We start from the raw sequence: 24,827 nt of genomic DNA on the forward strand, positions 1-24,827 counted from the left end.
ATTGTGATAACATCCGGCGGTTTCCAGGGCTGCCCCGAGGGGTTGCCTGTAACGTGCAGATCCGTGTCATAACTCGTTGATTTGTCGTAAGTCGTTGTCAGGCACCGTGCCGGCGGCGGCGAGCTTCGTTCGTCCCATATGGATGCGACGAGGTTTCACCCGAAAAAGGAATCAGGCTTCTCATGGGCGAACTGGCCAAAGAAATCCTCCCGGTCAATATCGAAGACGAGCTGAAACAGTCCTACCTCGATTACGCGATGAGCGTTATTGTCGGTCGGGCACTGCCTGATGCACGCGATGGCTTGAAGCCCGTGCACCGGCGTGTACTGTTCGCGATGAGCGAGCTGGGTAACGACTGGAACAAGCCGTACAAGAAATCTGCCCGTGTTGTCGGTGACGTGATCGGTAAGTATCACCCTCACGGCGACACTGCGGTGTACGACACCATCGTTCGGATGGCCCAGCCGTTTTCCCTGCGCTACCTGCTGGTAGACGGCCAGGGCAACTTCGGTTCGGTCGACGGCGACAACGCCGCAGCCATGCGATACACCGAAGTGCGCATGACCAAGCTGGCGCACGAGCTGCTGGCTGACCTGCATAAAGAAACCGTGGACTGGGTGCCGAACTACGACGGCACCGAAATGATCCCGGCGGTCATGCCGACCCGCATTCCCAACCTGCTGGTCAACGGCTCCAGCGGTATCGCCGTGGGCATGGCCACCAACATCCCGCCGCACAACCTCGGTGAAGTCATCGACGGTTGCCTGGCCCTCATCGACAACCCTGAGCTGACCGTCGACGAGCTGATGCAATACATCCCCGGCCCGGACTTCCCGACCGCCGCGATCATCAACGGTCGCGCCGGCATCATCGAAGCCTACCGCACCGGCCGTGGCCGCATTTACATGCGCGCCCGCTCGATGATCGAAGACATCGACAAGGTCGGTGGTCGCCAGCAGATCGTCATCACCGAACTCCCGTACCAGCTGAACAAGGCGCGTCTGATCGAGAAGATCGCCGAGCTGGTTAAAGAGAAGAAGCTCGAAGGCATCACCGAACTGCGCGACGAGTCCGACAAAGACGGTATGCGCGTGGTGATCGAGCTGCGTCGTGGTGAAGTGCCTGAGGTGATCCTCAACAACCTCTATGCCCAGACCCAGCTGCAAAGCGTGTTTGGTATCAACGTGGTTGCACTGATCGATGGCCGCCCACGCATCCTGAACCTCAAGGACCTGCTGGAAGCCTTCGTCCGCCACCGTCGCGAAGTGGTCACCCGCCGTACCGTGTTCGAACTGCGCAAGGCCCGCGAGCGTGGGCACATCCTGGAAGGCCAGGCCGTTGCGTTGTCGAACATCGACCCGGTGATTGCCCTGATCAAGGCTTCGCCAACCCCGTCGGAAGCCAAGGAAGCGCTGATCAGCACGCCTTGGGAGTCCAGCGCCGTGGTGGCCATGGTTGAACGCGCCGGCGCCGACTCGTGCCGTCCGGAGACCCTGGACCCGCAATACGGCCTGCGTGAAGGCAAGTACTTCCTGTCGCCGGAGCAGGCCCAGGCCATCCTGGAACTGCGCCTGCACCGCCTGACCGGTCTGGAGCACGAGAAGCTGCTGGCCGAGTACCAGGAGATCCTCAACCAGATCGGCGAGTTGATCCGCATCCTCAGCAGCGCCGTGCGCCTGATGGAAGTGATCCGCGAAGAACTGGAAGTGATCCGCGCCGAATACGGCGATGTGCGCCGCACCGAAATCCTCGATGCCCGTCTCGACCTGACCCTGGGTGACATGATCCCGGAAGAAGAGCGCGTGGTGACCATCTCCCACGGTGGCTATGCCAAGACCCAGCCACTGGCTGCGTACCAGGCCCAGCGTCGTGGCGGTAAAGGTAAATCGGCTACCGGCGTGAAGGATGAGGACTACATTGCTCACCTGCTGGTCGCCAACAGCCACACCACCCTGCTGCTGTTCTCCAGCAAGGGCAAGGTGTACTGGCTCAAAACCTACGAAATCCCGGAAGCCTCCCGTGCCGCCCGTGGTCGTCCGCTGGTCAACCTGCTGCCGCTGGACAGTGATGAATACATCACCACCATGCTGCCGGTCGAGGAATACACCGAAGGTCACTTCATCTTCATGGCCACCGCCAAAGGCACCGTGAAGAAGACCCCGCTGGAATCCTTCAGCCGCCAGCGCAGCGTGGGCCTGATCGCCCTGGAGCTGGACGAAGGCGACGTATTGATCAGCGCGGCCATCACCGATGGCGAGCGCGAAGTCATGCTGTTCTCCGACGGCGGCAAGGTGACGCGCTTCAAGGAATCCGATGTGCGCGCCATGGGCCGTACCGCCCGCGGTGTGCGCGGCATGCGCCTGCCGGAAGGGCAGAAGCTGATTTCGATGCTGATCCCGGAAGAAGGCAGCCAGATCCTTACCGCTTCCGAGCGTGGTTATGGCAAGCGCACCGCTATCAGCGAGTTCCCTGAGTACAAACGTGGTGGCCAGGGCGTGATCGCCATGGTCAGCAACGATCGCAACGGCCGCCTGGTTGGCGCGGTCCAGGTGCTCGACGGCGAGGAGATCATGCTGATTTCCGACCAGGGCACCCTGGTACGTACCCGTGTGGCTGAAGTGTCGAGCCTGGGTCGTAACACCCAGGGCGTCACCCTGATCAAGCTGGCCAAGGACGAAAAACTGGTTGGCCTGGAGCGCGTGCAGGAGCCATCGGAAGTCGAAGGCGAAGAGCTGGAAGGCGAGGAGTTCGATGGCGAGGTGATCGCAGCCGGCGATGACAACGTCGACGAGCCAACCCTCGATGCTGCCGCAGACGAAGAAGAACCGCAGGAATAAGCGGACACACAGGGGGCGGATGAAGATTCGCCCCCTTGTTGTTTGTCCCCTTTGAAAGAACAACGCCGCCCCCTGTAGGAGCGAGCTTGCTCGCGAAAATCGTCAACGATAACGCGAGCTGCCTGATGCGCCCTTGCGCTCTCGGGTTTTTCGCGAGCAAGCTCGCTCCTACCGTGTTTGATTTCAGTCCCACCAGATCAGAGAGATTGGATGTGAGCAAGAGAGCCTATAACTTCTGTGCCGGTCCCGCGGCGCTTCCTGAAGCAGTCCTGCAGCGCGCGCAGGGTGAACTCCTCGACTGGCATGGAAAAGGCCTCTCCGTGATGGAAATGAGCCATCGCAGCGATGAGTTCGTATCCATTGCCACCAAGGCCGAGCAGGACCTGCGCGACTTGCTGGACATCCCCTCCAACTACAAAGTGCTGTTCCTGCAAGGCGGCGCCAGCCAGCAGTTCGCGCAGATCCCGCTGAACCTGCTGCCGGAAGACGGCACCGCCGACTATATCGACACCGGTATCTGGGGGCAGAAGGCCATTGAAGAAGCTTCGCGCTACGGTCACGTCAATGTGGCCAGCACCGCCAAGCCCTACGACTACTTCGCTATTCCAGGTCAGAACGAATGGAAGCTGTCGAAGGACGCGGCCTACGTGCACTACGTGGCCAACGAAACCATCGGCGGCCTGGAATTCGACTGGGTGCCGGAAGTCGGTGACGTTCCCCTGGTATGCGACATGTCTTCGGACATTCTCTCGCGGCCGATCGATGTATCGCGCTACGGCATGATCTACGCCGGCGCACAGAAGAACATCGGCCCGAGCGGCATCGTGGTCAACATCGTCCGTGAAGACCTGCTGGGCCGCGCCCGCTCGCTGTGCCCGACCATGCTCAACTACAAGGTCGCGGCCGACAACGGCTCGATGTACAACACCCCGCCGGCATTCGCCTGGTACCTGTCGGGCCTGGTGTTCGAGTGGCTCAAGGAGCAGGGCGGCGTGGCGGCCATGGGCAAGCTCAACGAAGTGAAGAAGCGCACCCTGTACGACTTCATCGACGCCAGCGGCTTGTACAGCAACCCGATCAACCTGAGCGATCGCTCGTGGATGAACGTGCCGTTCCGTCTGGCTGACGACCGCCTGGACAAGCCGTTCCTGGCCGGCGCCGACGCGCGTGGCCTGCTGAACCTCAAGGGTCACCGCTCGGTGGGCGGTATGCGCGCCTCCATCTACAACGCTGTCGATATCAACGCGATCAACGCGCTGGTGGCCTACATGGCAGAGTTCGAAAAGGAACATGGCTAATGTCTGAGCAAGAACTCAAGGCCCTGCGCGTACGCATTGACAGCCTGGATGAGAAAATCCTGGAGCTGATCAGCGAGCGTGCGCGGTGTGCCCAGGAAGTGGCACGGGTGAAGATGGCCTCCCTGGCCGAAGGCGAAGTGCCGGTGTTCTATCGTCCCGAGCGTGAAGCCCAGGTGCTCAAGCGCGTGATGGAACGCAACAAGGGGCCGTTGGGCAACGAAGAAATGGCGCGGTTGTTCCGTGAAATCATGTCCTCGTGCCTGGCCCTGGAGCAGCCGCTGAAAGTGGCGTACCTCGGCCCCGAGGGCACGTTCACCCAGGCGGCGGCCATGAAGCATTTCGGCCATGCGGTGATCAGCAAGCCGATGGCGGCGATCGACGAAGTGTTCCGTGAAGTGGCGGCCGGCGCGGTGAATTTTGGCGTGGTGCCGGTGGAAAATTCCACCGAAGGCGCGGTCAATCACACGCTGGACAGCTTCCTCGAGCACGACATGGTGATCTGTGGCGAGGTTGAGCTGCGTATCCACCACCACCTGCTGGTGGGCGAAAACACCAAGACCGACAGCATCAGCCGTATTTATTCTCACGCCCAGTCCCTGGCCCAGTGCCGCAAATGGCTGGATGCCCATTACCCGAATGTCGAGCGCGTGGCGGTCTCCAGCAACGCCGAAGCGGCCAAGCGGGTCAAGGGCGAGTGGAACTCGGCGGCGATCGCCGGTGACATGGCTGCGGGCCTGTATGGCCTGACGCGTCTGGCCGAGAAAATCGAGGACCGCCCGGACAACTCCACGCGCTTTTTGATGATCGGCAGCCAGGAAGTGCCGCCGACCGGCGACGACAAGACCTCGATCATCGTCTCCATGAGCAACAAGCCCGGCGCGCTGCATGAGCTGCTGGTGCCGTTCCACGACAACGGGATAGACCTGACGCGCATCGAGACGCGGCCTTCGCGCAGCGGTAAATGGACGTACGTGTTCTTTATCGACTTCATCGGCCATCACCGCGACCCACTGGTCAAGGGGGTGCTCGAGAAGATCAGCCAGGAAGCGGTGGCACTCAAGGTGCTGGGCTCTTACCCGAAAGCGGTTTTGTGAGGCGTTAACATGAGTGGCAATTTCCTCGCCCTGGCTCAACCGGGCGTGCAACAACTGTCGCCATACGTTCCGGGCAAGCCCGTGGACGAGTTGGCGCGTGAGCTGAACCTCGACCCATCGAAGATCGTCAAGCTGGCCAGTAACGAAAACCCGCTGGGCCCGAGCCCCAAAGTGCTGGCGGCGATTCGTGAAGAACTGGCCGAGTTGACTCGCTATCCGGATGGCAACGGCTTTGCCCTCAAGTCCCTGCTGGCGCAGCAGTGCCGTGTCGAGCTGAACCAGGTAACCCTGGGTAATGGCTCCAACGACATTCTTGAGCTGGTGGCGCGCGCCTATCTGGCGCCTGGCCTGAATGCAGTGTTCAGCGAGCATGCCTTTGCGGTCTACCCGATCGTGACCCAGGCGGTAGGGGCCGACGCGCGGGTTATTCCTGCCAAGGACTGGGGCCATGACCTGCCGGCGATGCTGGCGGCCATCGACGCTGACACGCGTGTGGTGTTTATCGCCAATCCGAATAACCCGACCGGCACCTGGTTCGACGCGCAGGCGTTGAACGACTTCCTGCAGGATGTGCCGGAGCACGTGCTGGTGGTGCTGGACGAAGCCTACATCGAGTACGCCGAAGGCAGCGACCTGCCGGACGGCCTGGACTTCCTGGCGGCGTACCCGAACCTGCTGGTGTCGCGTACCTTCTCCAAGGCCTACGGCCTGGCGTCGCTGCGGGTGGGTTATGGTTTGTCGACGGCGGTTGTGGCTGACGTGCTGAACCGCGTGCGTCAACCGTTCAACGTCAACAGCCTGGCCCTGGCGGCGGCCTGCGCGGCACTGAAGGATGCCGAGTACCTGGAGGAGGGCCGTCGTATCAATGAAAGCGGCATGCTGCAGTTGCAGGAAGGCTTTCGTGCATTGGGCCTGGGTTGGATTCCGTCCAAGGGCAACTTCATCTGCGTCGACCTCGGCCAGGTAGCCGCTCCGGTATTCCAGGGGCTGCTGCGCGAAGGCGTGATCGTGCGCCCGGTGGCCAATTACGGCATGCCGAACCACCTGCGTATCACCATTGGTTTGCCGGCTGAAAACAGTCGTTTCCTGGAGGCGTTGGCCAAGGTTCTGGCTCGTGGTTGATGTCACTGCATTGCAACCTGTTGTGCCTATGATCGGTCGCCTGGTGGTGGTCGGTCTGGGGTTGATCGGTGGCTCGTTCGCCAAGGGCCTGCGCGAAAGCGGGCTGTGTGGCGAAGTGGTCGGCGTGGACCTGGACCCGCAATCGCGCAAGCTGGCGGTGGAGTTGGGCGTGGTGGATCGCTGTGAAGCGGACCTGGCGCTTGCATGCCAGGGCGCGGATGTGATCCAGCTCGCCGTGCCGATCCTGGCCATGGAAAAGTTGCTGGCGGTGCTGGCCGGCATGGACCTGGGCCAGGCGATTCTCACCGATGTCGGCAGTGCCAAAGGCAATGTGGTGCGCGCGGCGCAACAGGCCTTTGGCGGCATGCCCGCGCGTTTTGTGCCGGGGCATCCGATCGCCGGCTCCGAACAGAGCGGGGTGGAGGCGTCGAATGCGCAGCTGTTCCGTCGGCATAAAGTGATTTTGACGCCGCTTGCGCAAACCGATCCGGCCGCGTTGGCGGTGGTGGATCGCCTTTGGCGAGAGCTGGGCGCGGATGTGGAGCATATGCAGGTCGAGCGTCACGACGAAGTGCTCGCGGCGACCAGTCATCTGCCCCATCTGCTGGCGTTCGGGTTGGTGGACTCGCTGGCCAAGCGCAACGAAAACCTTGAGATTTTCCGCTATGCCGCCGGCGGCTTCCGCGATTTCACGCGGATTGCCGGCAGTGACCCGGTGATGTGGCATGACATCTTTCTCGCCAATCGCGAAGCGGTGTTGCGCACCCTGGACACCTTCCGCAGTGACCTCGACGCCTTGCGCGACGCGGTAGATGCCGGTGATGGCCATCAGTTGTTGGGCGTGTTCACCCGTGCGCGGGTGGCGCGTGAACATTTCAGCAAGATCCTGGCGCGCCGGGCCTATGTGGAAACCGCTGTGAACGCCGATGACCTGACTTTTATCGCCAACCCAGGTGGCCGCTTGAGCGGGCGTATTCGGGTGCCGGGTGATAAGTCGATTTCCCATCGCTCGATCATGCTCGGTTCGTTGGCCGAGGGCGTGACCGAGGTGGAAGGTTTTCTTGAGGGCGAAGATGCCCTGGCGACCCTGCAGGCGTTCCGCGACATGGGAGTGGTGATTGAAGGGCCGCACCATGGGCGCGTGACCATTCATGGCGTGGGGCTGCATGGCTTGAAGCCCGCGCCGGGGCCGATCTATCTGGGCAACTCCGGTACGTCGATGCGCTTGTTGTCCGGGTTGCTGGCGGCGCAGCGCTTTGACAGTGTGCTGACTGGTGACGCCTCGCTGTCCAGGCGCCCGATGAGCCGCGTGGCCAAGCCGCTGCGGGAAATGGGGGCGGTGATCGAGACCGGTCCGGAAGGGCGTCCGCCGCTGACCATTCGTGGTGGCCAAAAGCTCAAAGGTTTGAACTATGCGCTGCCGATGGCCAGTGCCCAGGTCAAATCCTGCCTGTTGCTGGCCGGTCTGTATGCCGAAGGCAAGACCGTGGTGACCGAGCCTGCGCCGACCCGTGACCATACCGAGCGCATGTTGCGCGGGTTTGGTTGCCCGGTGGTTGTGAAGGGGGCTACCGCGTCGGTTGAGTCGGGGCATGAGCTGATCGCTACCCATATCGAGGTGCCGGGGGATATTTCCTCGTCGGCGTTTTTCCTGGTGGCCGCTTCGATTGCCGAAGGCTCCGAGCTGTTGCTGGAGCATGTGGGTGTTAACCCGACGCGTACCGGGGTCATCGATATCCTGCGGTTGATGGGGGCCGATATCACGTTGGAAAACCGCCGCGAAGTGGGGGGCGAGCCTGTCGCCGACCTGCGTGTGCGTGCGGCGCCGTTGAAGGGTATCGAGATTCCCGAGGCGTTGGTGCCACTGGCGATCGATGAATTCCCCGTGCTGTTTGTCGCCGCGGCCTGTGCCGAGGGGCGAACCGTGTTGCGGGGTGCTGCCGAGCTGCGCGTGAAGGAATCTGACCGTATCCAGGTCATGGCCGACGGTCTGCTGGCGCTGGGCGTGAAGTGTGAACCCACCCCCGATGGGATTATCATTGATGGCGGCTTGATCGGCGGCGGTGAAGTCCATGCCCATGGCGATCACCGGATCGCCATGGCGTTCAGTGTGGCATCCCTGCGGGCGATGACGCCGATTCGTATCCATGACTGTGCCAATGTTGCTACGTCTTTTCCGAACTTTCTTACACTGTGTGCCCAAGTCGGCATCCGTGTTGCCCAAGAGGCTCAATTGTGAATATCAAAGCACCGGTGATTACCATCGACGGGCCAAGCGGCTCGGGCAAAGGCACGATCGCTGGCATCCTGGCCAAGCGCCTGGGCTGGTGCCTGCTGGATTCCGGCGCGCTGTACCGCCTGCTGGCGTTCGCTGCGCGCAACCATGGCGTGGACCTCACCAACGAAGAATCCCTGAAGCTGCTGGCCGCGCATCTGGACGTTCAATTCGTCGGCGCGACGGAAGGTCATCCCCAGCGCATCATCCTTGAAGGCGATGATGTAACGGATGATCTGCGTAACGAACAGGTCGGCTCCTGGGCTTCCCAGGTCGCCGCGCTGCCGGCCGTGCGCGATGCATTGCTGCAGCGCCAGCGGGCGTTTCAGGAGCCACCGGGGCTGGTGGCTGATGGCCGCGACATGGGCACGGTGGTGTTTCCCGATGCGCCGCTGAAGATTTTCCTGACCGCCAGCGCCGAGGAGCGGGCTCGCCGCCGCTACTTGCAGTTGAAGGGCAAAGTCGATGGTGTTAGTCTGTCGAGTCTGCTAGATGAGATCCGTGCACGCGATGAGCGTGATACCCAGCGTGCAGTAGCCCCGCTCAAGCCGGCGGCTGATGCCATACAGCTGGATTCCACGGAGTTGTCCATCGAGCAGGTGCTGGAACGCATCTTGAGCGAGATCGCCATTCGCGATATCGCCGGGTGACCAAGAAGGCCGCAGGGGACCAGTCATAGTCCTGTGGTGCTTCTTTTAATTGAAACTGACCCATACCGTCTGGGGTGTGGAGATGGGCGTATTCTTCGCCCTTATCAACAGGAATTAAAATGAGCGAAAGCTTTGCGGAACTCTTTGAAGAAAGCCTAAAAACCCTGAACCTTCAGGCAGGCTCCATCATCACCGGTGTTATCGTTGATATCGATTACCAAGCTCGCTGGGTAACCGTTCACGCTGGTCTGAAGTCTGAAGCTCTGATCCCGCTGGAACAGTTCTACAACGATGCTGGTGATCTGACAATCAATGTCGGTGACGAAGTTCACGTTGCTCTGGACTCGGTTGAAGACGGTTTCGGTGAAACCAAGCTGTCCCGTGAAAAAGCCAAGCGCGCTGAATGCTGGATTGTTCTCGAAGCAGCCTTCGCAGCTGAAGAAGTGGTCAAGGGCGTTATCAACGGTAAGGTTAAAGGCGGCTTCACTGTCGACGTTAACGGCATCCGTGCGTTCCTGCCAGGTTCTTTGGTCGACGTTCGTCCTGTGCGCGACACCACGCACCTGGAAGGCAAGGAACTCGAATTCAAGGTCATCAAGCTCGACCAGAAGCGCAACAACGTTGTCGTTTCCCGTCGCAGCGTCCTGGAAGCAGAGAACTCCGCCGAGCGTGAAGCTCTGCTGGAATCCCTGCAGGAAGGCCAACAAGTCAAAGGTATCGTCAAGAACCTCACCGATTACGGCGCATTCGTCGATCTGGGTGGCGTCGATGGCCTGCTGCACATTACCGACATGGCTTGGAAGCGTATCAAGCATCCTTCCGAAATCGTCAACGTTGGCGACGAGATCGATGTCAAGGTTCTGAAATACGATCGCGAACGCAACCGTGTTTCCCTGGGCCTGAAGCAACTGGGTGAAGATCCATGGGTCGCTATCAAAGCCCGTTACCCAGAAAGCACTCGCGTCACCGCGCGTGTTACCAACCTGACCGACTACGGCTGCTTCGCTGAGCTGGAAGAAGGCGTTGAAGGCCTGGTACACGTTTCCGAAATGGACTGGACCAACAAAAACATCCACCCTTCGAAAGTCGTACAAGTCGGCGACGAAGTGGAAGTTATGGTTCTGGACATCGACGAAGAGCGTCGTCGTATCTCCCTGGGCATCAAGCAGTGCAAATCTAACCCATGGGAAGATTTCTCTGGCCAGTTCAACAAGGGCGATAAAATCTCCGGCACCATCAAGTCGATCACCGATTTCGGTATCTTCATTGGTCTGGACGGCGGCATCGACGGCCTGGTTCACCTGTCCGACATCTCCTGGAACGAAGTTGGCGAAGAAGCTGTTCGTCGTTTCAAGAAGGGCGACGAGCTGGACACCGTTATCCTGTCGGTTGACCCAGAGCGCGAGCGCATTTCCCTGGGTATCAAGCAACTGGAAAGCGATCCGTTCTCCGAGTACGTTCAAGAGAACGACAAAGGCGCAATCGTTAAAGGCACTGTGAAAGAAGTTGACGCCAAAGGCGCCATCATCACTCTGGCCGACGATATCGAAGCGACTCTGAAAGCCTCCGAAATCAGCCGTGACCGCGTTGAAGACGCGCGCAACGTTCTGAAAGAAGGCCAGGAAGTAGAAGCCAAGATCATCAGCGTTGACCGCAAGAGCCGCGTGATCCAACTCTCCATCAAGTCGAAAGACGAGATCGAAGAGAAAGAAGCTATCCAGAGCCTGCGTGACAAGCCAGCTACCTCTGACATCGCTTCGGGTCCGACCACTCTGGGCGACCTGCTGCGTGCACAAATGGAAAAGCAGAACTAAGTTCTGTCAGACCATAGAAAAAGGGCGACTTCGGTCGCCCTTTTTTGTGCTTGAAATTCATTGACTCAACTATTGAGAACCAAGGCGTACAGCTCCGTGTCAGAACTGACTATAGTTTTATAAAAGCTGCTTCGGTGTGTTGTCTCAGTAAGGGTTTGAATGAACAGGCTTATCGTGATACTCGCAATGATAGTGCTCGCCGGTTGCTCCTCCACCAGCGCCAAAACCCACGCCAAGCGCGGCGTCAGCGGCATTGAGATCGATTGCTCGGGCCTTGGCAACCGCTGGGAGAAGTGCGAGAAGCGCGCTGCCCGTGAGTGCAAGATGCAGGGCTATAAGGTGATCACCAGGTCCAGCGACGCCAAGGACGAAGAGGGTGACTATCTGTTCGGTTGGAACCCTGCTGGCGCCGTAACGCGCACCATGTTGGTGATCTGTAATTGAAGAGCGAAAGCGCCTTCAATTGCCTGTCATCTATCCCGCAGATAAGTTAACGAGTGGGCTGTTCAAATTCATCAAGTCATGCTAAAACCTTCGAAGCGCTTTTCCTAGCTGCTTGAAAAAGAAGGGAAAAATATGACGAAGTCGGAGTTGATCGAACGAATTGTCACCCATCAAGGGCTGCTTTCATCCAAGGATGTGGAGCTGGCTATCAAGACCATGCTTGAGCAAATGTCCCAATGCCTGGCGACCGGGGATCGAATTGAGATCCGTGGCTTTGGCAGTTTTTCGCTGCACTATCGTGCTCCGCGTGTAGGCCGTAACCCAAAGACAGGCCAGTCCGTCAGCCTCGACGGAAAGTTCGTTCCTCACTTCAAGCCGGGCAAAGAATTGCGTGATCGGGTGAACGAAGAAGAGGAAGAAGGCGTCTGATCATTTTTGGGGTAGGAGACGGTTATGCGTGGGGTTAAGCGCGTTGTAGTGGTGCTGACTGTGCTGGTGGTTGCGCTAGTGGTGCTGGCGTTTGTGCTGGAGAATCAGCAGGGCGTGTCTCTCTCGTTCCTGGGGATGGCGACTGGGCAGTTGCCGGTGTCGGTATTTGTAATCGTGGCGTTGATTTTCGGCATGCTGATAGGGCCGTTGTTAGGTGTGTTGGCGCGCACCAGGCGTCATAAGTCGGTTCCTGCAGGGCGTGCCTAGGGGGATGCTCTTTCTTTTAGTAAAACGATTTAGCACACGCTGAGACCACCACTCGTCAGAAAATCGCCCTAACATCGCACATTAATTTCGCCGCTGCCTTGTAATGATGCGGTCCTCCTCAAGTAGGTCCCTTTCCCGGATTCATTGAGCTTAACCCACCAATTCGGAATTTTCCTTCTGCTTTCAGCCTCCTCAGACATGGCCTCTGGCGGGTTAACCTGCCTGTTTGTGAAAAATCTGACGGCTCTGTCAAGACTTGTAATATGTCAGAGAGATGGCAGAATGAAATCTGTTCTCGATAACGGGCATTTTGTGCGCTCAAAATTTGGCAGAGACGCTGGGTTTTGACGGTCATCTAATTAGAATAAAAAAGACACAATTTTGTCTGCATAACGAGCCCGCAGTTTCTTTTTGAAGGCAGGTTTTTGTTGTGAGTAGTAGCTTCCGTGCTCCACCGGCTCAATCTTCGAAAGAAGTAGATGTTAGCGTTTTTTTTGATGGCGTTTGGCGACATAAAAAACTGATTGTGCTTATTACTGCCGGGGTAGGTCTTCTCGCTACCGCCTATGCATTTCTGGCGACTCCTGAGTTTGAGGTCAGCAGCGTATTGCGACCTTCGGCTATCAATGAGCTCGACGCGTTGAACCGTTCTGAGGTGTATAAACTTCCTCCTGGCGAAGCTCTTACAAGGGTCGGCGCAGCACTGGAGTCGTACGACACCCGTCTGGGTTTCTTTCGATCAAATCAAAAGCTATTCAAGGCTTTTGAGCAGCCTGGGCGGACCCTAGAGCAAGGCTTCGAAGAGTTCAATCGAAACTCTATCAATCTCACACTTCCTGATTCGAAATCCAGCGCTCTGAGTGCTTATATAAAAATTGGTATGAGCTATCCAGCAGGGATTGATGGAGTAGCGATTCTAAATGGATTTGTCGATTACGCAATCGCAACAGAGCGTGACCAGATCGCAGCCGACATGACTGTGATAGTAAAAAACCGACTGAGAGAGATTGAGGGGAAGCTGAGTGCTGCTCGTTCAAGTTACGACGTAGAGAAAGAGGCCAAGATTGCAACTCTGAACGAGTCGGACACCCTTCGTCGCGCACAGTTGCAGGATGAGCTGAAGGCTTTGCGGAATCAGTTGAAAACACTGCGCAGTGATCGTGTGGCTCAACTAAATGAGGCAATTGGTATCGCCAAGGCTTTGGGGATCAAGAAACCCAGTACGCCGTCTTCGTTTGGCGATCCCGACCATTCTGTCTCCGGCAGCGTGATGCGCACCGAGGTCAATAGCCAGCAGGTTCCTTTGTACTTCCTTGGTGTCGATGCCCTAGAAGCCGAAAAAAATGCACTTATGCAACGTAAATCGGATGACTTCACGGAGAGCCGGATCGCCCAGATTGCCAAGGAGTTGCAGCTCTTGCGAGCAAACCGCGAAATTGAAGTGTTAAAGTTTCGTCAGAAGGATGATCTTTTTCTTGCAGGGGTACAGCCATTGCGTGCTGAAGAAGCGCGTCTTCGTAATCTGAATATTGATATGAGCCGGTTAAATCTGGTTGCTATTGATAGGAGAGCGTTGGAGCCAACTCAGCCCATAAGACCTCAGAAATTCAAGATTATTCTGTTTGGCGTTATCTTTGGGGTGATGGCTAGTTGCCTCTATTTCTCGCTGCTTCACTTATTCAGAGAGTGGAAGCAGCGTGCAGTGACCGGTGTTGGTAGATAGGCCTATAGATATAACGCCTCGTTCTCGATGGGGGGGGGGGGCGCACGTAACGGACTCAGTAGATGTTGGTCAATACAGGTGGGCATCGCTAGTCAGGATATTCTATAGATCTAGCAGCTATTCTCTTCTGGGCAGAGCATAATTTGCTATCCTGAGCTAATCATGGGTAGGACGATGGGGCGACCTGTTAAGTATGCAGCATACAGACTTTGTCGCTTTCAAGGACTGCTTGAGGAACTGTATATATCTTGGGCTATATCTTGTTGGGTGCCGGAAAAACCTGCGTGAAGGCCCGAGACCGCTACGTTTTATGGGGGGGGGTGTTAAAAGTGACAGCTTTATCACGGGCGTATTGGGTTCTCTATCCATTTCAACTCAATGTCAGCGATTTTCCGGAGCCGTGTTGAACTTCGGATTGCGCAACTGCGTCGATATGGCCAAACCGGCCATTGAATTTCCGCAGCAATACCGAGAAACTACATAATATTTTTATCCGCATGGTCGGTAGGTCATGTGGCGCACTTTGGATATTTTAGGAAGCGGTAAAGATATGATGGACATCAAACGCAAAGGAATTATCCTTGCTGGCGGCTCAGGCACGCGCTTGCACCCACTTACGCTGGGCGTGTCGAAGCAGATGCTACCGGTCTTCGATAAGCCGATGATTTTCTATCCGCTGTCTGTATTGATGCTTGCCGGGATGCGAGAAATTTTGATCATTTCCACGCCTGATGATTTGCCAAGTTTTAAAAAACTGCTTGGCGATGGCAGTCAGTACGGCCTTCAGTTGAGTTACGCTGAACAACCAAGCCCTGACGGACTGGCTCAAGCTTTCTTGATCGGTGAAAAGTTCATTGGGAATGATCCATGCTGCTTGATCCTTGGGGATAATATTTTCTATGGTCAGCATTTCTCGGATAATTTGAAGTCGGCCATGTCGCAGCAGATAGGTGCCACGATCTTCGGTTATCACGTTTCCGATCCAGAGCGGTTTGGTGTGGTTGAGTTTGATGCTAATGGTAAAGCCTTAAGTATTGAAGAAAAACCAAAAACACCTAAGTCAAATTTTGCAGTGACCGGATTGTATTTCTACGATAATCGTGTAGTGGAGATTGCTAGGGGCATTAAGCCATCGCCGCGGGGAGAGCTTGAAATCACTGATGTGAATCGAGCCTACTTGGATGATAAATCGTTAAGCGTAGAAATGTTGGGCCGTGGGTTTGCTTGGCTGGACACAGGTACTCATGAGTCGTTGTTAGAAGCCAGTCAATTTGTCCATACCATCGAAAATCGCCAGGGTCTTAAAGTCGCCTGCTTGGAAGAGATTGCATTTTGTAATGGCTGGATCAGCCGAGAGCAACTTGTCATGCAGGCAGAAAAGTTGAAAAAAACCAGCTATGGTCAGTATTTGAAAATGCTCTCGGAAGAGGCACCAGGCGAATGAATTTAATACAAACATCAATACCTGACGTTGTGATCATCGAACCAAAAATATTTAGCGATGACCGCGGTTGGTTTTTGGAAACCTTCAATGAGCCCGCGTTCCACGATGGGCTTAAGGCGATAGGCCTGCCAATACCTCGCGCTTTTATTCAAGATAATCACTCTTGCTCAAAAAAAGGCGTAATTCGAGGATTGCACTATCAGCTGCCTCCACATGCTCAAGGCAAACTGGTGCGCGTGAGTCGTGGTTCTGCTTATGATGTGGTTGTGGACATACGGCTTGACTCCCCGACATTCGGTAAATGGGTGGGCGTGGAGCTTAGTGCGGTCAATCAGCGGATGCTGTGGATTCCAGAAGGGTTCGCGCACGGCTTCGTTGCGCTTGAAGACGACACGCATTTTCTATACAAAACTACAGATGTGTACCATCAAGCTTCTGAGCGAAGCATCCGCTGGGACGACCCGGAAATTGGAATATCCTGGCCAGCGATCGCAAATGTTCTGGTCAGCGCCAAAGACGCAGCTGCCCCCGTGTTGAAGGATGCTAGTCGGCACTCGGAGTTTCTGCCTGGGACAATCGAGCTGATAGATCTACGCGTTATTGGTGATGAGCGTGGAAGCCTGATAGCACTTGAACAAGGACAGAACATCCCGTTCGCTATAAAACGTGCTTATTATATATTTGGTACTTTGCCGGACGTTAATCGTGGGTTCCATGCTCATCGTCGCCTTGAGCAAATGGCAATTTGCGTTTCTGGTAGCTGTAAAATGATAATTGATGATGGTGAGACTAAAGAGTCTGTTCTATTGGATTCAAGTACTAAGGCGTTGATTATCAGAAACATGATTTGGCGTGAAATGCATGAATTTAGCCCGGATTGTGTTTTGCTGGTTTTCGCCAGTGAACACTATGATGAATCTGATTATATCCGAAGCTACCATCAATTTATTAAGGAAGTCAAAAATGGAAAAGCATAAGAAGATAGTCATCGTGGGGGCAGGCGAGTTAGCGATGATTGCCTATGAGTACTTTACCTACGATTCCGCTTATGAAGTTTCTGGCTTTGCTGTTGAACGAGAATATTTGGACAGTAAAGTCATGTATGACTTGCCAATTGTTCCTTTCGAAGATCTGCAACAGCATTTTCCTGTCGCTGAATATGAAGTTTTTGTTGCTATTCCCGCTTCGCAGCTGAATCGCTTGAGAACTCGGCTGTACCTGGCAGTTAAAGAAATGGGTTATACATGCGCAACTTATATCAGTTCTCGCGCATTTGTCTGGCGAAACGCGATTGTTGGTGAAAACTGCTTTATATTTGAAAATAATACTGTGCAGCCTTTTGTCGAGATCGGTAATAACGTAATTCTTTGGAGTGGTAACCATATCGGTCATCGCTCAGTTATCGAAGATAACTGTTTTCTCTCTTCACATGTTGTTGTCTCCGGATATTGCCGTATAGGAAATTCATCCTTTCTTGGTGTCAATTCGACGTTTAACGATCACGTTACCGTTGCACGTGACTGTATAGTGGCATCAGGCTCCTTGGTGTCAAAAAGCTTGAAGGAGCCTGAGCGAATCTATTACGGGGCACCAGCAAAAGAAATGCCTAAAAAAAGTTCGCTCTCGGTTAAATTGTGAGGGGGCATACTATGAAATGGAATAAATTAGGTCACGTATTTTCCCAGTCAGGAGGTGATGATTGGAAAAGTAGCTCAGCGCTGACGCCCATGCCGATTCTCCTTAATGAGAACGTCATTCGCATATACGCCGGTTTTCGTGATAAAGAGGGCATCAGTAGAATCGGTTATGTAGATGTTTGCGCGAAAGATCCTACAAGGATTCTGGGCGTATCAGAAAAACCGGTTCTCGACAGAGGGCGCGATGGGTGTTTTGACGATAATGGCGTGATCATGGGGGATATCGTCAAGATTGGCGATACTTTGCGCATGTATTACGTTGGTTTCCAATTGGTCAAGCGGGCCAAATTTTTGGCGTTTACAGGCCTTGCAGAAAGCACCGATGGCGGTAACAGTTTTCAGCGCGTCTCCGAAGCGCCAGTAATGGATCGAGCTCAGGGCGGCACGACCATTCGTGCTATTCACTCTGTTTTGTTCGAAGATGGTATATGGAAGGCTTGGTATGCGGTCGGTGACTCTTGGGAGCTGATCAAAGGTAAGTATTTTCCGAATTACAATATTTGGTATACCGAGTCGGCAGATGGTGTTGTATTTGATAAGCTTGGGAAACTATGTATTGATGTCGAAGGTGATGAGTATCGCATCGGTCGGCCGTCTGTATATAAGCATTATGATAAATACTACATGTTTTATACGAAAGGCGGTACTTCAGGTGAAGATTATTTCCCGGGCGTCGCGGTCTCGGATGATGGAAAAAACTGGATTCGCAAAGATGTAGAATTCGGCTTGACCCTATCAGAGGAAGGATTTGACTCTATTCATCTTTGTTATCCTCGCTTGGTCAACGCTCACGGGAAGACGTTTTGCTTTTACAATGGCAATAATATGGGGGCGGAGGGGTTTGGCGTCGCGGAGTTACTTGAATGGTAGTTTGTGAGTTTTACTCTGCGGAAAAAAAGAAATATGGGACCGTTTTATTACGGAGTCCAAAACGCCGTTATTTATGTTTAAAAGAGATTTCATGGAGTACCATGCCGATCGGTTTGTGGATGCTTCGATCATGTTTTACGAAGATGACACTTTGATCGCGGTAATGCCAGCATCACAGAAAGCGGATGTCTTGGCGAGTCACGGCGGGCTGACTTATGGCGGTTTGGTCTTATCGCAAAAAGTCAGGGCTGTGAGCACTTTGGAATGCTTCGAAACGCTCAAAGAGTTCAGTGTCCAGCATGGTTTTGAAAAGCTAATCTATAAAGCAATCCCCTATGTATTTGCTCGCCAGGGGGCACAGGAAGATCTTTACGCATTGTTTCGAGTGGATGCAAGATTAATTCGCCGGGATTTATCGAGTGTTATCTATCTTAAGGATAGATTAAAGCTGTCTAAGGGGCGGAAGTGGTTAATCGCCCGGGCGAAGAAAAATAACCTGTCTGCAATGCCTTCTAATGATTGGGACGGGTTTATTGGGCTGTTGAGTGGCGTGCTGGAAAGGCACGACGCGGTGCCTGTTCATACGGCGCAAGAGCTTATTAGCCTGCAATCTCTTTTCCCCGGCCAGATTTCGTTAATGGCGGTGGAACATGAAGGTAAAATGCTGGCAGCAACGCTGCTGTTCAAGTTTGAAAATGTAGTTCATACACAATATCTAGCGACCAGTGAAGAGGGCAAAGAGTTAGGTGCGTTAGACTATCTGATCGAGTTCTGTATTCAAAAAAGTCAAGTTGATGAGTTCGAATATTTTAGTTTCGGCATCTCTACAGAAGATCAAGGTCGATATGTTAATCCTGGTCTTTTAGCGCAAAAAGAAAGCTTCGGCGCTCGCGGTATGGCCATCGACTCTTATGAGGTTGCATTAAAGTGATAGACTTTCTCAGCTTAAAGAAAATTAACGATGTGTATTCCGAAGAGTTGAAGCAGGCTTGCTCGCGGGTTATTGATTCAGGCTGGTATATCGGTGGCGAGGAGTTGTCGAGTTTTGAGCGCGAATTCGCTGAATACTGTGGCGTTAAATATTGCATCGGAGTAGCGAACGGTCTTGACGCGTTGACTCTGACGCTGCGTGCTTGGAAAGAGATGGGCAAGTTGGCTGAAGGCGATGAAGTGATCGTTCCGGCTAACACCTATATCGCCAGCATCCTTGCGATTACTGAGAATCGTTTGGTACCTATATTGGTAGAGCCTGATGAGGTAAGTTTTAACCTGTCCCCCGAGTGTGTAGAGCGAGCGATCACACCGCGCACCAAGGTTATATTGGCTGTTCACCTCTATGGCCTATTGGCTGAAATGCCTGCGTTGTGCGCTATTGCTAAAAAGCATAATTTGCTTGTGCTTGAAGATTCGGCACAGTCCCATGGCGCGAGTATTGATGGTCGCCGAGCGGGAAATTGGGGGGATGCTTCGGGATTCAGCTTTTATCCTGGGAAAAATCTCGGCGCGCTCGGTGATGGTGGAGCGGTCACAACCAATGATGAAGAACTTGCGTCTGTGGTACGCGCTCTCGGTAACTACGGTAGTTATAAAAAATATGAGAATCAATATAAAGGCGTAAATAGCCGCTTGGACGAAATCCAGGCTGCAATGCTTAGAATCAAGTTGCGCCATCTCGGCCACGAAATCAGTGTAAGGCGTGAATTGGCAACTCGATACATCCAAGGTGTAGACAGTAATGTATTGCTATTACCTACCGTAACTCGGCAAGAGCAACATGTATGGCACCTATTTGTTGTAAAAAGTAAAAAACGTGACGAATTGAAGGAATATTTGTATGCGCAAGGTGTACAAACCCTCATTCATTACCCAATACCTGCACATCGTCAGCAAGCCTATAAAGAGCTTTCCGGTAACCAATTCCCTATCACCGAGGCCATTCATCAGCAAGTGTTGAGCTTACCGCTCAGTACCGCTACATCGGTTGAGGAAGTTGATTGCGTTATTGAAAGTTTGAATCGGTTTTCCTAAGTGACTTTATTTTCCAGGTTTGTGAATTACTGTACACGTCGCTCAACTAGTAGTTGGCGACGCGGTGCTAGGTTGAGTACAACTTGAATATATTACGGACGGGAGCGTTAACTTCTATCGCCACGATTGCGAGACTGCTCTCCGGGTTTCTGGTGATGAAGCTGGTTGCAGTTCTGGCAGGTCCTGAAGGGGTTGCTCAGCTGGGCCAATTCATGAGTTTGACGGCCCTGCTTGTAGTGTTTGCTGGAGGAGGGGTGGGCCCAGGGGTTATTAAATACCTTGCGGAGCATCGTGAAGAAGAGACTTACGTAAAAGTGCTGATAAATTCAGCATTCTGCTTTTCTTTGGTATCTTCGGTGATTATGTGCGCGGCTGTGCTGATCTTGAGTGAGCAGATTACCGACTGGCTACTCGGTGATCTTCGATACCAAAGCTTGATCGTGGTGCTTGCATTTGCTCAGATTTTCGTCGCTTTGCATAATTTGATTATTGCCATTGTTAATGGAATGATGGACGTAAAGCGCCTTGCCTATATTCATGTCGGTGGTGCTGTAATAGGGATTCTGGCACCCCTGATATTGGGATACTTTTATCAGTTGTTCGGGGTGCTGCTTGCATTTTTGATTGCGCAGGCTTGCCTTCTGATCATCAGCTTCACATTTTATTATAAGAGTACATACTTCAATTCCGAATATTTAAAGCCCGCACTGAATAGAGATATGCTTAAAAAGCTTTCTTACTATTCATTGATGACATTGACCTCGGCGTTACTGGCACCGCTATTACAAATTCTGGTAAGGAATATTCTTGCGGATAGGTTTACCTGGGAGCAGGTAGGATATTGGCAGGCAGTGAGCAAAGTGTCTGAGGCTTATCTGTTATTTGTGACCATGGCCATCAGTATTTATTACTTGCCAAAGCTGTCCGCAATTACGGAGAAGAAGCCCTTCATTCGCGAAATTACAACAGCCTATAAGTATTTAATTCCTATTGTTAGCGTGCTGGGGTTAGGTATTTATTGCTTTCGTGATTTGATTACATGGATTCTGTTCTCTGACGAGTTCACTGGCTCTCTTTACCTCTATGCTCCCCAATTGATCGGTGATGTCGTCAAAGTAGCCTCTTTCATTCTGTCGTTCATCATGCTGGCCAAGGCGATGACCAAGACATTTCTTATTTCCGAGATATTTTTTGGTATGACGTATGTTGCTTGGGTATACTTCCTAACTCTCACCTTCGGTTTGATTGGTGCGATGTATGCGTTCGTAGTAAATTATTTTTTCTATTTTGTATTTACGGCATATGTGGCGAACCGGTTTATTAGAGGTATGAAATGAAAAAGGTTAGTGTAATGATGCCGACCTATAACGCAGAGCGTTATGTGGCGGCGGCATTGGAGTCTATTCTGAGTCAAGATTATGATAATATTCAGATAGTTGTCTGTGACGATGCGTCACAAGATAAAACAGCAGAAATTATTACAGCTTACAGCTTACGTCATCCGGACAAAATAAAAGCAGTTGTCAATGCTGTAAATCTTGGTGTAACACTCAATTGCAACAAAGCACTCAGCTTATGTGAAGGTGACTATATCTCATTGTTTGCTGGGGATGATCTTATGTTGCCGGGTAAAATCAGTAAGCAAGTTGCTGTCATGGATTCCTCTCCTGATATTGTGTTGTCATATCACCCCGTAGAGATTTTCGACTCAGAAACAGATAAGACGATTTTTACAACGAATCAACAGGCTCGTGAGGACGTGTACTCCACTGAGGATTTGCTGCTCAAAGGTGGAATTCCAGGTGGTTGCTCAATCATGATTCGTCGGGATGTTATCCCCGAAGGTGGTTATGACGGTCGACTCAAGACTGTGAGCGACTGGCTGTTCTTCCTAGAGATCTCCATGCGTGGGCGCTTGTATAAAATCGATGAGGTGTTGGCGCGATACCGCAAGCATGCGGGTGGTGCGAGCATGCAAACTTACGGTCTGCTATCTGAGTCGCTGTTGGCACTCGATTTTTTCCTCGATAAGTTCGATAAAAGTCAAAATTTGCCACCACTGGTAGCGCGAGCTAAAGCTCGTTATATCGCTGGCGAGAGTTTCCGACAGCTGAATATGAATCGTGCATTGGCACTTTCGCTCGCTTCCCAGACCTTGGGGTACGCGCCCAAGACACCCAGTTATATTGGGCTGTATGCGCTCGCATGGGGTAATCGTTACGTGCCTGGCGGAAATGCGGTGATTAAGCTTTTAGGCGAGCGTCTTAAATATTTTATTAAACGCTTCATGGGGTAGTATGGGAGTCATTATTTAATGGGTAATCCTGTATTTGTCTTTTGTTCAGTCTGGGGGGGGGTGTTTTTCCTCTATTGCTTGGGTGCCACTACTAATCTGGTTCCTATAAACTCTGTTGGTTTGACGCTCATTATTATGAATATGATGAGCGTGCTGTTAATTTATCTATTGGTAGGTGGCGCTTTTCGAAGGCCCGATGCCGAAACATTGGCGAATTATCAGGCCGGTGTGCGAGTCTATCTAAAAATCTTGTTTTGGATCTGGTTGTTAGGTACTTTCTTTGAAATTTATATACAGCGTGGCTTTCCTTTGTACTGGAATTACGTTGGAGATGGTCGGTTGTATACCGATTTTGGTATCCCGTCTTTTCACGGGATAATGAATGCAATGTATTTGCAGGTTGTTACGGCGCTTGCATATTTATACTTTATTAAACCCAGATTTCGAATTGTGCTCTTTGTCTTACTGTTGTTATGCTGGCCGATCATGATGTTAGGGCGTGGCATTTTATTGAGTGCAATTATTCAAGTGGTCGCCGTATTCTTCCTGATGCGCACGCTGAGTTTTAGAGTAGTGGTGACGCTATTTTTTTCAGCAATTACTGCTATTTTTCTTTTCGGTTACGTGGGCGACTTACGCCAGGTTCTGAACCCGTTTTCTTATCTTGTCAGTAAAGATTACGTAACGTTCTTCAATGCACTACCAAGTGGATTTCTTTGGTTTTATGTTTATTTGACGTCTGGCATGAGCAACCTTTTTTACAATGTAGATACATTGCAACCAGCCTATAGCTTTGGTTATTCTTTCTACAATCTGATACCCAGCGCACTTAAGGTATGGTTCGGGTTTGATCAACGAAGCGATTTGTTTGTATTTGTGGATGGGAATTTGAACGCGGCGACTTTCTATTCAGGTTTTGTGTCTGATTTCGGTCCCATAGGTGCCTTTTTTATCGTTTTCTTTATTCAGTTTTGCTGCTGTTTCACCTACGCGGTAGCGCGTAAGGGACGGCCCTGGGGCATATTTGCTTATGCTGTTGCCCTACAGATTCTTATCTTTTCAATATTTTATGATATGTTTTTTCTCTTGCCTATTTTGTTTCAATTCGTACTGGCGATGATGTTCTGTTTTTTTTACAGGGCTTTCAGTCGCAAAAGATCTTGAGTGGAGCGGGTTTTGAAACCGCTGGTTAATACGTATTAATAGGAGTGTCAAAATGTCTGGTTTAGTGTTGGTAACGGGTGGTGCGGGTTTCATTGGCTCGCATTTGGTGCCTAAGCTGCTTGCCTCGGGTTTTAAGGTTCGCATTCTTGATTCCCTCTCTGCTCAAGTTCACGGTCAAGTCCCCGCCGACCTTGAATGGCTTTCTAGCGAGGGCATTGAGTTCATTCGTGGCGATGTCACCAGACATTCGGACTGGGAGCGTGCCCTCGTCGGTGTGGATGGTATCGTGCATCTGGCGGCCGAAACCGGCACTGGGCAATCGATGTATCAAGTAGCTAAATACAATGAAGTCAATACTCAGGCTACGGCACTGATGCTTGATGCGTTGGGAAGAGTGAGTCATCAGGTCAAGCGGATCGTCCTTTCCTCCAGTCGCTCGATCTATGGTGAAGGCGCCTATGTCCATCCGGTAACTAACCAGAGAATCTACCCAATTGCTCGTAGCGCAGAGACACTGTCGAATGCGCAATGGGAGCCGGTATGCCCTGAGACAGGTGAAGTGCTCAAGCTGGTTGCTACCAAGGAAAATGATCTGATCTCGCCGGCTTCGATTTATGCAGCGACCAAGTATGCTCAAGAAGATCTAGTGCGTATTGGTTGTCAGGCAATGGGGATCGGTTTTGCCATTTTCCGCTTACAAAACGTTTATGGTGAACGTCAGTCGCTTAATAATCCTTATACCGGAATTTTATCGATCTTTTCGACGAAAATTCGTATGGACAGCCAATTGCCACTTTTCGAAGATGGGGAAGAAAGCCGAGACTTTGTGCATGTCGATGATGTGACCGACGCCTTGTTGAAGGGGCTTTTGGTCGATACAGCACCCAATACGGCAATCAACGTCGGTAGCGGTGTGGCCACCTCCGTCAGGACTGTGGCGCAGGAGTTGACTCGCGCATTTGGCAAGGAACCTAATGTTGTCGTGACTGGCCAGTTTCGCGTAGGCGATATCCGCCACAACTATGCAGATATTACCCGGTTGAAAAATTTACTTGGTCTAGAACCCAAAGTTTCTCTCAAGGAAGGCTTGCAACGTTTCGCCAATTGGGTGCTGGAACAACCTCTTCCTGAAGATCAACTCGAGAAGGCCAACAAGGAACTTCGCGATCGGAAACTGATGAACTGAGGGGCTACTCCATGTCCGAGCGACCATTAGGTCTTCGACAGTTACTGATCTCTGATGCTATACGCCATCGCGAATTGTTGGGGCGAAGTACCATTGGTTCAGGCTTAAAATTATGGGCCGGCATGCTGTCTCCAAGATTCGCGCCTGTAATGCTCTATCGTCTCGCGCATCGCTGCCACCGGGGGCCTC

At 52.8% G+C, this 24,827-nt stretch carries 21 protein-coding genes and 1 pseudogene; all 22 read left to right on the plus strand.

Features of this window, described 5'->3' with window-relative positions:
- The first annotated feature begins 182 nt into the window (after positions 1-182).
- The gene (gene gyrA, locus AB4O05_RS12595) at positions 183-2,837 is read left to right on the plus strand and encodes a DNA gyrase subunit A (protein ID WP_057022133.1); all 2,655 of its coding nucleotides are present in this window, start codon (positions 183-185) and stop codon (positions 2,835-2,837) included.
- 212 nt (positions 2,838-3,049) lie between these two features.
- Positions 3,050-4,135 (plus strand): 3-phosphoserine/phosphohydroxythreonine transaminase, encoded by a 1,086-nt coding sequence (gene serC / locus AB4O05_RS12600; RefSeq protein WP_460137224.1) that lies wholly within the window; start codon positions 3,050-3,052, stop codon positions 4,133-4,135.
- Positions 4,135-5,229 carry a prephenate dehydratase gene (pheA, locus tag AB4O05_RS12605; RefSeq protein WP_460137222.1) on the plus strand — a complete coding sequence of 365 codons (1,095 nt, stop codon included), beginning with the start codon at positions 4,135-4,137 and terminating at the stop codon, positions 5,227-5,229. The genes serC and pheA overlap by 1 nt, the downstream gene beginning before the upstream one ends.
- A 9-nt stretch (positions 5,230-5,238) precedes the next feature.
- Positions 5,239-6,351 carry a histidinol-phosphate transaminase gene (hisC, locus tag AB4O05_RS12610; RefSeq protein ID WP_460137221.1) on the plus strand — a complete coding sequence of 371 codons (1,113 nt, stop codon included), beginning with the start codon at positions 5,239-5,241 and terminating at the stop codon, positions 6,349-6,351.
- 28 nt (positions 6,352-6,379) lie between these two features.
- A complete protein-coding gene (locus AB4O05_RS12615; RefSeq protein WP_460137604.1) occupies positions 6,380-8,590 on the plus strand; it encodes a bifunctional prephenate dehydrogenase/3-phosphoshikimate 1-carboxyvinyltransferase in 2,211 nt (736 codons plus the stop codon).
- Complete coding sequence (gene cmk / locus AB4O05_RS12620; protein WP_016971485.1) at positions 8,587-9,276, plus strand: (d)CMP kinase; 690 nt, start codon at positions 8,587-8,589, stop codon at positions 9,274-9,276. Before AB4O05_RS12615 ends, cmk begins: the two co-directional genes overlap by 4 nt.
- Positions 9,277-9,395: 119 nt before the next feature.
- Positions 9,396-11,090 (plus strand): 30S ribosomal protein S1, encoded by a 1,695-nt coding sequence (gene rpsA / locus AB4O05_RS12625; RefSeq protein ID WP_010566505.1) that lies wholly within the window; start codon positions 9,396-9,398, stop codon positions 11,088-11,090.
- A gap of 159 nt (positions 11,091-11,249) precedes the next feature.
- On the plus strand, positions 11,250-11,534 hold the full coding sequence (locus AB4O05_RS12630) for a hypothetical protein (protein WP_460137220.1): 285 nt from the start codon (positions 11,250-11,252) through the stop codon (positions 11,532-11,534).
- Between the two features lie 132 nt (positions 11,535-11,666).
- The gene (ihfB, locus tag AB4O05_RS12635; RefSeq protein ID WP_003189779.1) at positions 11,667-11,963 is read left to right on the plus strand and encodes an integration host factor subunit beta; all 297 of its coding nucleotides are present in this window, start codon (positions 11,667-11,669) and stop codon (positions 11,961-11,963) included.
- 24 nt (positions 11,964-11,987) lie between these two features.
- Positions 11,988-12,230, plus strand: coding sequence for a LapA family protein (locus AB4O05_RS12640; protein WP_460137219.1), 243 nt, complete (start codon positions 11,988-11,990; stop codon positions 12,228-12,230).
- Between the two features lie 430 nt (positions 12,231-12,660).
- A complete protein-coding gene (locus AB4O05_RS12645) occupies positions 12,661-13,953 on the plus strand; it encodes a Wzz/FepE/Etk N-terminal domain-containing protein (RefSeq protein ID WP_460137218.1) in 1,293 nt (430 codons plus the stop codon).
- A 550-nt stretch (positions 13,954-14,503) separates the two neighbouring features.
- Complete coding sequence (rfbA, locus tag AB4O05_RS12650) at positions 14,504-15,397, plus strand: glucose-1-phosphate thymidylyltransferase RfbA (RefSeq protein WP_460137603.1); 894 nt, start codon at positions 14,504-14,506, stop codon at positions 15,395-15,397.
- Positions 15,394-15,942: pseudogene (gene rfbC / locus AB4O05_RS12655) on the plus strand (dTDP-4-dehydrorhamnose 3,5-epimerase); the annotation flags it as partial. The gene rfbA and the pseudogene rfbC, both read left to right, overlap by 4 nt.
- On the plus strand, positions 15,928-16,374 hold the full coding sequence (locus AB4O05_RS12660) for a sugar 3,4-ketoisomerase (protein WP_460137602.1): 447 nt from the start codon (positions 15,928-15,930) through the stop codon (positions 16,372-16,374). The pseudogene rfbC and the gene AB4O05_RS12660, both read left to right, overlap by 15 nt.
- Positions 16,361-17,035, plus strand: coding sequence for an acetyltransferase (locus AB4O05_RS12665; protein WP_460137217.1), 675 nt, complete (start codon positions 16,361-16,363; stop codon positions 17,033-17,035). Before AB4O05_RS12660 ends, AB4O05_RS12665 begins: the two co-directional genes overlap by 14 nt.
- Positions 17,036-17,046: 11 nt before the next feature.
- A complete protein-coding gene (locus AB4O05_RS12670) occupies positions 17,047-17,964 on the plus strand; it encodes a glycoside hydrolase family protein (RefSeq protein WP_460137216.1) in 918 nt (305 codons plus the stop codon).
- 91 nt (positions 17,965-18,055) lie between these two features.
- Positions 18,056-18,895 carry a GNAT family N-acetyltransferase gene (locus AB4O05_RS12675; RefSeq protein ID WP_460137215.1) on the plus strand — a complete coding sequence of 280 codons (840 nt, stop codon included), beginning with the start codon at positions 18,056-18,058 and terminating at the stop codon, positions 18,893-18,895.
- Entirely contained in the window at positions 18,892-19,992 is a 1,101-nt protein-coding gene (locus AB4O05_RS12680; RefSeq protein ID WP_460137214.1) for a DegT/DnrJ/EryC1/StrS family aminotransferase, read from the plus strand. Before AB4O05_RS12675 ends, AB4O05_RS12680 begins: the two co-directional genes overlap by 4 nt.
- 83 nt (positions 19,993-20,075) lie before the next feature.
- Positions 20,076-21,329: an O-antigen translocase gene (locus AB4O05_RS12685; RefSeq protein WP_460164883.1), complete on the plus strand. Its 1,254-nt coding sequence runs from the start codon at positions 20,076-20,078 to the stop codon at positions 21,327-21,329.
- A 14-nt stretch (positions 21,330-21,343) separates the two neighbouring features.
- Positions 21,344-22,288, plus strand: coding sequence for a glycosyltransferase (locus AB4O05_RS12690; RefSeq protein WP_460137212.1), 945 nt, complete (start codon positions 21,344-21,346; stop codon positions 22,286-22,288).
- Between the two features lie 18 nt (positions 22,289-22,306).
- Positions 22,307-23,452 carry an O-antigen polymerase gene (locus AB4O05_RS12695; RefSeq protein ID WP_460164884.1) on the plus strand — a complete coding sequence of 382 codons (1,146 nt, stop codon included), beginning with the start codon at positions 22,307-22,309 and terminating at the stop codon, positions 23,450-23,452.
- 52 nt (positions 23,453-23,504) lie between these two features.
- A complete protein-coding gene (locus AB4O05_RS12700; protein ID WP_460137211.1) occupies positions 23,505-24,638 on the plus strand; it encodes an NAD-dependent epimerase/dehydratase family protein in 1,134 nt (377 codons plus the stop codon).
- The last annotated feature ends 189 nt before the right edge of the window (positions 24,639-24,827 follow it).

It is taken from the genome of Pseudomonas sp. S1_G07 (assembly GCF_054668565.1).